The following is a 10097-nucleotide window of genomic DNA, read 5'->3' as shown; positions in this document are numbered from 1 at the left end:
AATGTAAATAACTAAACAGCCCGTAACCACAAGGGTTACGGGCTGTTTAGTTACCACGCTTCAAAAGTGCTCTCTAGTTCGCGACACCGTCGGCGGACAAGTTCGACGGCTTGACGACGCTGGATGGCATTGATGGCGTACCGCTTATCGAAGGCGCTGCAACGCAGTTCGAATGCCGCACCGCAACGTCGCATCCGGCGGGCGACCACCTGATCCTGATTGGAGAGATCGTCCGTTACCGGTCGCAGCAAGCAGTACCGCTGCTCTTTTGCCACGGCCGTCTTCAGGCCTACCCACGATCCCTTGCCGAAGCGCGGGCCGTTGGCTGACGATTTCCGGAGACACCATCATGAAAGGCATTCAGGATAAGGTCGCAATCATCAGCGGCGGCGCGACGCTAATCGGCGCTGCGATTGCCCGCGAGTTCCTGCGCTACGGCGCGAGTGTGGTCATCGCCGACATCGACGTACAGCGTGGCGAAGCCTTGCAGGCCCAACTCGGCGGCAAGGCCCGATTCGTGCGCACTGATCTGCAGCGGGATCAGGAGATTGCGCACTGCGTAGAGGATGCGATGGCTGTGTTCGGCCGTATCGACTTCCTCGTCAATGTTGCGTGCTGCTATGTGGACAACGCCATCAGCTCGGACCGGCTGGCGTGGACTCAGGCGCTGAACGTCAACCTGGTCGGCGGCGCCATGCTGCTGCGGGCGGCCCATCCGCATCTTGCAAAGATTGGCGGGGCCGTCGTCAATCTCGGCTCCACCAGCGCGCGCGCCGCGCAGGCTGGCCGCTGGCTTTACCCTGCCTCCAAAGCCGCCATCCTGCAGCTCACGCGCAGCCAGGCGCTGGATCTCGCCGGAGACAGCATTCGCGTCAACAGCGTGTCACCCGGCTGGACGTGGTCCGGCGTGCTGGACACTCTGTCGGGCGGTGACAAGGCCCGCACCAACGCCATCGCCGCCCCCTTCCATATGCTCGGACGCGTGGGGGAACCGGAGGAAGTCGCCGCCGCGGTGGTGTTTCTGTGCTCCGATCATGCGTCGTTCATCACCGGCGCAGACCTGCCCGTCGACGGCGGCTACAGCGCAATGGGGCCGGAACAGCGCCTGTCACCGATCTCCGCGCTGGTCGGGTAGTCCTCACGCCTGGCCGTTACTGGGCCAATGCGGCACCAGCGGCCTCATCGATCAATCCCATACGAGACCGATCCCATGGAAACCGCTGTCCATACCTTGCATTTCCTTTGCCGCCCGGAGGAAGTCCCGGCGAACACCTCGCGCCGTGTCGACATCCCCGGCTTTCCCTCACTCGCCGTTTTCAACCTGGACGGCAGCTTCTTCGTCACGGACGACCGGTGCACCCATGGTGAAGCCTCGCTGTGCGAAGGCGAAATCGATGGCGACCTGGTCGAATGTCCATTCCACCAGGGAACCTTCGATATCCGTACCGGCAAGCCAACCGGGGCACCGTGCCGCATTGCACTCAGGACATACGAAGTAGCAATCGAGCAAGGTGGCGTCCATATTCGCCAGCCGGAATGAGGTCGCCGTGATGTACCGAATCCACCTTGAAGGCGTCGACGGCGACTTTGCATGCCAAGCCGACGATACGGTGTTGCGCGCCGGTCTGCGCGCTGGCATCGCCCTACCCTATGAATGCAATGTCGGCGCCTGCGGAACCTGCAAGTTCGAGCTACTGCAAGGCGAAGTCCTTAATCTTCGCGAAGACGCGCCAGGCCTCTCGACGCGTGACCGAGCCAAAGGTCGGCTGCTCGGCTGCCAGGCCCGCCCGCTCGGCGACTGCACAATCAGGCTGCGCCTGGATGATGCGTGTCGCCCCACTGTACTGCCTGCCATGCGGCTGGCGGCGCTGACTGAGACCCGGGACCTGACACACGACATCCGCGAGTTTCGCTTCCGAGCGCCGGGGCATGCACAGTTCCAGCCCGGTCAGTACGCCCTGCTGCATCTGCCTGGCGTCAGCGGACCACGCGCATACTCCATGTCCAATATCGCAAACGTGGAAGGTGACTGGCATTTCCAGATCCGTCGCACGCCAGAAGGTGCGGCCACCGGCATGTTGTTCGACCACTTGCGTGTCGGCGACAGCATCGAGATCGATGGACCGTATGGCCTCGCGTACCTGCGCACAGACATCGCGCGCGACGTTGTCTGCATCGCCGGGGGCTCGGGACTGGCGCCCATGCTATCAGTGGCACGCGGTCTGGCGGACTGCCAGACTACGCACGCTCGCCGGCTCCATTTCTTCTACGGCGCTCGCACGCCGCGGGACATCTGCGGAGAAGACCTGCTGCGGCAGCTGCCGGGATTCGGCGAACGGATTAGTTACCACGCGACCGTATCCGCTCCCGTCCTTGCCGGGGATCCACCGTGGCATGGCAACACCGGCTTTGTCCACGAACTCGTGCGCGACACGCTGGTATCAGCCCTGACGGACTACGAGTTCTACCTGGCTGGCCCCCCACCCATGATCGAGGCCACCGAGCAACTCCTGCTGGTAGGGCACGGCGTGCCGCAGAGCCAGATCCATTTCGACCGCTACTTCTGATGGTTGCCCTGAACTTGCTCGACGGCGTCGGCCTGGTTGCCGCCGCCCTGACCACGGGCGCGTTTGTTCCGCAACTGCTCAAAGTCTGGCGATCGCGTTCTGCCGCTGACATTTCGTACGGAATGTACGTCGCATTCATTGCGGGTGTATTGCTGTGGCTTGGCTACGGCGTCGCCATCGGATCGATGCCGATGGTGGTCTCGAACGCTGCCGTCCTACTGCAGGCCATCGCCATCGTCGTGCTCAAGCGCCGCTTTGAAGCGTGATGCCCGGCGCAGCCGATACGTGTTTCACCTTATCCCTGTAGATAGCCGGCCGGATTTTATGCACGACCGGCCGCGCCTAAGCTGACCGTAAGCCAAGACCGCCAGGAGGAAGACTACATGTCCACAGATACACCCACTGCCACCCTCGTCACTGCTCCCATGGATCACGTCCACGTCAACCACTACACGCGCGGCGTGATCGGCCCCAGCCTTGAGATGCTCGGTCCGGTCCGTGACGGTGGCCGTATCTCCACCGGCACCCCGCCTGGCTGCTGGGGCCCGATGATTACGCCAATCTTCGAAGGCGGGCACGAGGTCACGCAACCGGTTGCGGTTGAAGGCGCCGAAATCGGTGACGCCGTCGCTCTCAAGATCCTGCGCTGCGAGGTTACGTCCGAAGCCACCTCTTCTGGTGTCATGGAGTTCGTGGAGGGACGCTATCTTGGCGATCCCTTTGTCGCCAAGCTGTGTTCAGCCTGCGGCACGCCGAGCCCGTCCAGCCATGTCGAAGGTATCGGCGACGAAGCGATCCGTTGCAATGTCTGCGGCGCCGAGGTCAATGCCTTTCGTTTCAGTAACGGTTACGTCATCGTGCTGGACCGCGCCAACCAGGTGTCGCTGACCGTTGATCGCGCAGCGGCCCAGCGCATCGCCGCCATGCCTGGCGCGCACGCGCTACTGCCGGAACGATCCGAACAGCATTCGATCTTGTCGCTGGCACGTGCCGACATGGCAGGCGTGGCCGCGCATATGCAGCCATTCCTCGGCAACATCGGCACGCTGCCGTCGACTGATATTCCAGACTCACACAATGCCGGCGATTTCGGCGCCTACCTGGTCAGCGCGCCACACCGCTTTTCGCTGACCCAGGAACAGCTCGACCGGCACAAGACCGACGGGCATATGGACACCAACTCTGTCCGCGCAGGTGCGATCGTGATCTGTCCCGTCAAGGTACCCGGGGCGGGCGTTTACATGGGCGACATGCATGCCCAGCAGGGCAACGGCGAAATTGCCGGCCACGCAACCGATGTTGCCGGGGAAGTCGAACTGGAAGTCGAGGTGATCAAGGATCTCGCGCTGGACGGCCCGATCCTCCTGCAGCGTCCCGAAGACCTGCCGCCGATGGCCCGCCCGATGAGCGCAGCGCAGCGCGCCCATGTGCAGGCACTCGCCGTGCGTTATGGCCAGGGCGAGATCGAACGCAATGGCCCCATCACCTTTATCGGCTCCGGCACGACACTCAATGAGGCAACCAGGAACGGGCTGGATCGCGCCGCGAAGGTCACTGGCCTGCCCTACGACGAGATCCTTAACCGCGCCACGATTGCCGGCTCGATCGAAATCAGCCGCTTGCCCGGCGTCGTGCGCGTGACCTTCCTGTGCCCGATGGCGGCGCTGGACCGCTTGGGCATTGGTCACCTGGTACGCCGCCAGTATGGATTGGAGGATGCGCCCGCGCAGCACGCCTGAGTGGGCCGTCTGGTCATTGCATGAGAATAACCGAGGAGCAACAATGAACGTACCCCATGAGCAATTGCGCTGGGCAAGCAAATTTCCAGAGCTTGGACTAGAGCCGATTCCGGTCGAGCCATGTGTCTCGCCTGAATACTTCGACAGGGAAAAAGAGCAGGTCTTCATGAAGACCTGGCTCAAGGTAGGCCGCGTGGAAGAGATTCCTGACACCGGCGACTACAAGGTCAAGAAGATCCATTTCGCCAAGACCTCGGTCATCCTGATCCATGGCAAGGATGGCAAGATCCGGGCCTTCCACAACACGTGCTCGCACCGCGGCAACAAGGTGATCGTGGAAAGCGGTGAGGAAACCTTCGGCCGCAGCAAGGCTGCAGTGGTTACCTGCCGCTTCCACGGCTGGGTCTATGACGCTCAAGGCCAGATCGCCCACGTACCGGAAGAAGAACGCTTTTCGCCGTGCTGGGAAAAGGCCTCGAATGGCCTCACCCCGGTCCATACCGACGTGTGGGAAGGCTTCATCTTCATCAACCTTTCCAGGGAACCGGTCGAAGCGCTGCAGGACTATCTGGGTGGGATGGGCCAGCATTTGGCTGGCTATCCGTTTGCATCCATGAACCAGTGCTTCAGCTATCACACAACGCTTGATTGCAACTGGAAGATCGCGCTCGACGCATTCTCAGAGGCGTACCACGTCTCCACGATCCACGCCGGCTCCTTCCCCAATGCATTCTCGACCGGCCTGGCGGATGTGGCGCTGTTTGGCGACCACCGGACCACCGGTATCTGCCTGACGCTGGACGCCACGCCGACACCGATTGCCGCGATGGCCAACGAGATTACCGGAGCCTCCCTGGTTGCCAAGCGCGGCGCATCGATGCTGCCGTCCTCGGTCAATCCGAGTCGCCGCGAGGATTTCTCCTTCGAGCTCAGCGTGGTGTTCCCCAACATCCTGATCCATATTTCCGAAGGCATCTGGTTCACGCACCAGTTCTGGCCGATCGCCCACAACCGCACGCTGTGGGAAGGCAAGTACTACGTGCCGGCCCCCAAGACCAACAGCGAGCGCTGGGCCGTGGAGTTTGCGCAGGTCCTGCAACGCAACGCGTGGCTGGAAGATACCGCGACGATGGAGGATACGCACGAAGCGCTGGAATCCGGTGCGAAGACGCATATGGTCCTGCAGGACGAGGAGATCCTGCTGCGCCATGGATACAAGGTGCTGGAGCAATACATGACCGCCAAGCCGGAGTAAAGACATCATGAACACGAGTTTGCCGAAAGACTTCGAGATGCTGGAGCCCCTGGTGGCCGACTGGGCCCTGCAGACGCAGGATGCGCGCCAGGCGAGGCGCAAGGCCTCCAGCCGTGGGGAACTGCAGTACTTCTACGACAACATGCTGCCGCGGATGCCGGCGATTCTGAAGTACCTCGATCGCTATCCGCTGGGTGAACTGCCGCTTGACGTATCGCGCCTGCTTGCGCTGTCGCTGTCGATGGCCGAGGTGGCACCCCACATCGAGCTGTACGGCGGCAATCCGGGCGTGCCTTACGCCTTCGAGGAGTCGCGCTTCGTGGCCGAGCACGGGCAGTCCGTGCTGTAAGCAGCGGCCAGCCATCCACGTCGCCACCCCTTGCCGCCGGCCGATGCCGGCGGCGTCCTACTCCGCCATGACATCCCCCACCCTCTCACAGCGCCTGCACCGACTGGAGGCCATCGAGGCCGTACGCCGGCTCGTCGGCGAATATGCACGCGGCGCAGACCGTCGCAACGATCCCTGCATCATGGGTCCACTGTTCCATGAGGATGCCATCTGGGAAGCGGCAGGCTTCGGACGATACGTCGGCCGCGATGCCATCACCACCCATCTGGCGCAAATTGGCGCCGAGCAGATCGTATGGAGCCTGCACTACATGGTCTCTCCGGTGGTCGAGGTCAACTCGGACCTCCGCTCCGCCCGCTGCCATTGGTACCTATGGGAACTGGCACACATCCAGGAGGACGGCGTACGCCGCGCCCACTGGATCGGTGGCTGGTACAACAGCGAACTGACCGAAGTCGACGGCATCTGGCGCTTCCTGCACGTAAACCTGGACCTGCGTCTCGTGCATTCGAACGGTGAAGACTGGGTGCCCGCCGTGGCCTGACTGGCCGTCCGCGGAACTTGCCTGTGATGTCAGGCTGCCTGCGCGACGCAGCCCGGCAACAATACGTGGCAGCGCGTCTCGCGGACCCCGCCATTCTCGTGGGCGGCTGCCTCGGTCATCCACAGGTGTCCACCGTGTGATTCGACAATGGACCGGCACAGCGACAGGCCGATTCCCAACCCCTCACGCTTCGTTGTGAAGAAGGCTCCGAACATCTTGTCCGGGCTGATGCGCGGCAACCCGTGGCCCGTGTCCGCGAGCATCATCTTGACGCGGCCCGAAGATTGCCGTCCCACGGAAATCCTCAGACGCCGGCAGTCACCCTGCGCCTGTTCAATTGACTCGATGCCGTTGACGGCAAGGTTCACCACGACCTGCTGGATCAGCACGTCGTCGCATTCCACCCAGCATGGCTCCGTATCCATGGCGTACTCAAGCGTCACGCCCGCATGGCGTGCGCGCACGCCGATCAACTCACCCATATCCGCCGCTAACCGGCGCAGGTCGGCGGTGCGGCGCTGGTAGTCGCTCTTGCAGGTGAAATTGCGCACCGTATTGATGATCTTGCCAGCGCGTTCCGCCTCGTTCTGCGCAAGCTCGAGCGCCCGCAGTATCCCGGCCTCGGAATAGGTGCCCGACTGGATCTGGCGCCGGCAGCCGGCCACGAAATTGAGAATGGCAAAGAAAGGCTGGTTCAGCTCGTGAGCCAATGCCGCGGCCATCTCTCCGGTGGTCGACAACCTCGCGATATGGCCGAACTGGCGCTCGCGCGCCCGGGCCAGTTCCTCGTCCTGCACGCGACTGGTGATATCTCGGAAATTGATCAGGATGCCAGCCACCGCAGGATCGCGCACGAGATTCCTGCACGTGGCTTCGTGTATGCGCCATTGGCCGTTCCGATGCAGGATTCGATAGGTCAGTGTGGTGTCGGCTTCCGGCGGCAGGTTCCTCAGGATTTCGCGGAACCGCTCGCCCTCCGCCTCGCTGACGAAGTCGTAGACCGAGCGGCCGGTGACAAAGCGCGGCGGCACGCCCAAGAGCGGCAAGATGGACGGGCCCGCAAACCGTATGACGCCGTCGATCGACAGGATCGCAATGCCGTCGGCGGAGCGTTCTATCAAGCGGCGATAGTGCCGCTCCTTCTGCCGCAACGCGGCCTCGGCTTGCTTGCGTTCGGTGATATCGCGCGCAATGGCCAGCACTCTGACCACGCCGTCCAGCATGATGGGCTTGAGGCTGACCTCGACCGCCGTCTCCGTGCCGGCACGGTCGCGGATCACCCATTCGAATAGCTTGCCCTCCAGGGCGGTCGCGGCTTCGCGGACCAGCCGCAATCCCTCATCGTTGTCGTAGGGAAAGTGGTTGCGCGTCAGATCGCCGATCGTCATCCGGCGCAGTTCCTCGACACTGCAGCCATACACCTCGCACGCCTTGCGGTTGGCATGGAGTATCTCGCCGCTGTCCTTGTCATGAATGACCATGACGTCGTTCGCGTACTCGAAAACGTCCCGATAGTTGGTTGAGGCAGTCATGTATGGATCCGGAACGGGGAAGGGCAACCGGCGCAGATGGCCGCTGGCGAATCAAGCGTATGCCAGATGACGTCATCCGCGCAAGTCGATGTGGCGGTGCCCGCACGCGCCGGCGGATGCATGCGTGACGACCCCATAGCGCGATAAGGGATAGCGCTTATCGCTGTACATGGACGGACCGATCCCAAACTGCGCGCGCGCCACGTACGCTGCCGTCAGGCCTCGCACATGTCCGGGCCGGCAAATCATAACCATTCCATGGAGGAGACAATGCAGGCAAAGAGGGATCTTGCGGCCAGCGTGGAGGACCACGCGCTGGAGGCCGTACCGGAGGGCAGCCGCAAGGGCTGGCTATCGCTGTCCTGGAGCACCGTCGGGATCGTCACGACGCTGGTGCAGCTTTTCATCGGCGCGCTGACCACGTTTGTGGCCGGGCTTCATATCGCGGTCCTGGCAGGGATCACGGTCACAGTCATTGGCGCCTTGCTCGGCTGGGGTGTCGGCCATGTCGCCTACCGCACGGGACTGTCCAGCACGGTGCTGTCTCGCTACCACGGCTTCGGCAGCAAGGGCTCGATACTGACCGCCGCCGTGTTCGGCTTCATGATCATCGGCTTCCTTGCCCTGGAGAATGCCCTGCTCTACAAGGGCTTTCTCTTCTACCTTAACCAACCGGACACACTGGCCAACCGCGTGATGATCTACGGGGGGCTGACGCTGGCATGGGTGGTCATCACCGCTTTCGGTTTCGAGCTAGTGTCGCGTGTGTCGTCGTGGATGCTGGTCACCTTCCTGGGTGTGCTGGCGTACATGTTGTTTGAAGTGATCGCCGTCTCCGGGCAGAGCTGGAGCGCCGTATTCGCTTTCGGCGCACAGTTTCCGCCGGAGGCCCTCAAGGCGCTCGGCGCCGAGACGAACTTCGGCAAGTTCGCCTTCTGTGTCAATGTCATGGTGGGATCTGCAGGGGCGCTGGCCCTGATCGATGCCGATCTCGGGCGCTATGCGCGGCGCTCTCGCGATATCGGGATCGCGGCTCTGCTCGGCAATCTCTTCATGGACGTGGTCATGCTGGTGGTCGGTGGTGTCGTCATGTACGCCGGCATGGCTGCATTGACGGAGTACTACGTCGGCACCGGCATGTCACGCGAAGCGGCCCAGGCAGCCGCGCTGCAAAGCCCGGACAGCGTCGCGGCCGCCTTCATCGTCTTCGGAGGCGTGGCCGGCACGGTGCTGATGGTGCTGGCGCAATCGAAGGCACAGGTACTGAATGTCTACAGCGCGTCGCTGTCACTCACCAATCTGTTCGATGCCGCATTCTCGTGGCGGCCTGGCCGGCTCGTATTCGTAGTGCTGGCCAATGTGATTGCCCTGGTGATGCTTGCCGGCTCCATACTTGCGTGGTTCAACACGTTCATCACGGTGCTCGGCATCCTGACCACCAGCTTTGCCGGCATTATCGTCGCCGACTATTTCCTGGTACGACGCTTCGTTCCCGGCGCTGGCCCGCAAGCCGATGGCCAGCCCGGTTTCAACTGGGCCGGCATCCTCACCTGCGCCATCGCCTTCGTACTTGCGCACTATGTGCTGGTCGAATGGATGCCGGTCGAGTTCTTCGTCTCCATCAGCACTTCACTGCTGCTCTACCCCGTGCTGCGCATCGGCTCTATGCGGCGTCAACGGGACGCTGCGTCCCCCGTGCGCCTTAGCTAACCGCGCGCACCCATGCCAGCCGCGACCCGCGCAGACCGTGGGTCCACCCATCGATAACGCTGTGGCGCCCCTCGCTGCGAGCAGCAGAAGAACACACGACCATGATGATGTTTTCAAGAAAGCAGATCGACCAGTTCCTGCCTTGCCTGGCCCTGACGTGCGCCGCAACCGCGCACGCCCAATCCTCGGTCACGCTCTACGGCGTGATGGATGCCGGCATTTCGTACGTCAACAACCAGGGCGGCCACGCCAACTGGCTGCTGGACACCGGCATGCTCTCCCCCAACCTGTTCGGGCTGCGCGGTAGCGAATCGCTTGGCGACGGCCTTAACAGGCTGCTGAAGTACTAGCCGCGCAAAAAGCGAAGCTTGCCTCTACAAGGCTGAAGGGCTCGCTATTTT

Annotated in this window: 11 protein-coding genes and 1 pseudogene; 11 read left to right on the top strand and 1 reads right to left on the bottom strand. The window is 62.7% G+C overall.

Annotated features, from left to right (window positions below; translation table 11 throughout):
• Positions 1-92: 92 nt before the first annotated feature.
• From J8I34_RS32085 to J8I34_RS32045, 9 genes and pseudogenes are all read left to right on the top strand, one after another.
• Positions 93-329: pseudogene (locus tag J8I34_RS32085) on the top strand (flavin reductase family protein); the annotation flags it as partial.
• A 20-nt stretch (positions 330-349) separates the two neighbouring features.
• A complete protein-coding gene (locus J8I34_RS32080) occupies positions 350-1135 on the top strand; it encodes an SDR family oxidoreductase (RefSeq protein WP_209808227.1) in 786 nt (261 codons plus the stop codon).
• Positions 1136-1210: 75 nt separating this feature from the next.
• Positions 1211-1540, top strand: coding sequence for a non-heme iron oxygenase ferredoxin subunit (locus J8I34_RS32075; protein ID WP_209808224.1), 330 nt, complete (start codon positions 1211-1213; stop codon positions 1538-1540).
• 10 nt (positions 1541-1550) lie between these two features.
• Positions 1551-2567 carry a 2Fe-2S iron-sulfur cluster-binding protein gene (locus J8I34_RS32070; RefSeq protein ID WP_209808222.1) on the top strand — a complete coding sequence of 339 codons (1017 nt, stop codon included), beginning with the start codon at positions 1551-1553 and terminating at the stop codon, positions 2565-2567.
• Positions 2567-2833 (top strand): SemiSWEET transporter, encoded by a 267-nt coding sequence (locus tag J8I34_RS32065; RefSeq protein WP_209808220.1) that lies wholly within the window; start codon positions 2567-2569, stop codon positions 2831-2833. Before J8I34_RS32070 ends, J8I34_RS32065 begins: the two co-directional genes overlap by 1 nt.
• 195 nt (positions 2834-3028) lie before the next feature.
• On the top strand, positions 3029-4306 hold the full coding sequence (locus J8I34_RS32060; RefSeq protein WP_371748186.1) for an acetamidase/formamidase family protein: 1278 nt from the start codon (positions 3029-3031) through the stop codon (positions 4304-4306).
• Positions 4284-5561: an aromatic ring-hydroxylating oxygenase subunit alpha gene (locus J8I34_RS32055; protein WP_209808215.1), complete on the top strand. Its 1278-nt coding sequence runs from the start codon at positions 4284-4286 to the stop codon at positions 5559-5561. Before J8I34_RS32060 ends, J8I34_RS32055 begins: the two co-directional genes overlap by 23 nt.
• A 7-nt stretch (positions 5562-5568) precedes the next feature.
• Positions 5569-5910 (top strand): hypothetical protein, encoded by a 342-nt coding sequence (locus J8I34_RS32050; RefSeq protein ID WP_209808213.1) that lies wholly within the window; start codon positions 5569-5571, stop codon positions 5908-5910.
• A gap of 67 nt (positions 5911-5977) precedes the next feature.
• A complete protein-coding gene (locus J8I34_RS32045) occupies positions 5978-6454 on the top strand; it encodes a nuclear transport factor 2 family protein (protein ID WP_209808210.1) in 477 nt (158 codons plus the stop codon).
• Between the two features lie 29 nt (positions 6455-6483).
• On the opposite strand, the gene J8I34_RS32040 is transcribed toward J8I34_RS32045, so the two are convergent.
• Positions 6484-7986, bottom strand: coding sequence for a PAS domain S-box protein (locus J8I34_RS32040; protein ID WP_209808208.1), 1503 nt, complete (start codon positions 7984-7986; stop codon positions 6484-6486).
• A gap of 258 nt (positions 7987-8244) precedes the next feature.
• On the opposite strand from J8I34_RS32040, the gene J8I34_RS32035 reads away from it, so the two are divergent.
• Positions 8245-9696, top strand: a complete 1452-nt coding sequence (locus J8I34_RS32035) for a purine-cytosine permease family protein (protein WP_245176298.1) — start codon at positions 8245-8247, stop codon at positions 9694-9696.
• A gap of 101 nt (positions 9697-9797) precedes the next feature.
• Positions 9798-10046 carry a porin gene (locus tag J8I34_RS32030; protein WP_371748185.1) on the top strand — a complete coding sequence of 83 codons (249 nt, stop codon included), beginning with the start codon at positions 9798-9800 and terminating at the stop codon, positions 10044-10046.
• Positions 10047-10097 lie beyond the last annotated feature (51 nt).

Source organism: Cupriavidus phytohabitans (assembly GCF_017815025.1).
GTDB lineage: Bacteria > Pseudomonadota > Gammaproteobacteria > Burkholderiales > Burkholderiaceae > Cupriavidus.
This window is presented reverse-complemented; position numbering and strand designations above follow the sequence as displayed.

Bases quoted from the DNA above. Each gene is read 5' to 3' on its own strand.
- J8I34_RS32055 (WP_209808215.1), top strand. From the start codon at position 4,284: ATGCGCCCGCGCAGCACGCCTGAGTGGGCCGTCTGGTCATTGCATGAG.
- J8I34_RS32030 (WP_371748185.1), top strand. From the start codon at position 9,798: ATGATGATGTTTTCAAGAAAGCAGATCGACCAGTTCCTGCCTTGCCTG.
- J8I34_RS32080 (WP_209808227.1), top strand. From the start codon at position 350: ATGAAAGGCATTCAGGATAAGGTCGCAATCATCAGCGGCGGCGCGACG.
- J8I34_RS32045 (WP_209808210.1), top strand. From the start codon at position 5,978: ATGACATCCCCCACCCTCTCACAGCGCCTGCACCGACTGGAGGCCATC.
- J8I34_RS32065 (WP_209808220.1), top strand. From the start codon at position 2,567: ATGGTTGCCCTGAACTTGCTCGACGGCGTCGGCCTGGTTGCCGCCGCC.
- J8I34_RS32050 (WP_209808213.1), top strand. From the start codon at position 5,569: ATGAACACGAGTTTGCCGAAAGACTTCGAGATGCTGGAGCCCCTGGTG.
- J8I34_RS32070 (WP_209808222.1), top strand. From the start codon at position 1,551: ATGTACCGAATCCACCTTGAAGGCGTCGACGGCGACTTTGCATGCCAA.
- J8I34_RS32035 (WP_245176298.1), top strand. From the start codon at position 8,245: ATGGAGGAGACAATGCAGGCAAAGAGGGATCTTGCGGCCAGCGTGGAG.
- J8I34_RS32040 (WP_209808208.1), bottom strand. From the start codon at position 7,986: ATGACTGCCTCAACCAACTATCGGGACGTTTTCGAGTACGCGAACGAC.
- J8I34_RS32075 (WP_209808224.1), top strand. From the start codon at position 1,211: ATGGAAACCGCTGTCCATACCTTGCATTTCCTTTGCCGCCCGGAGGAA.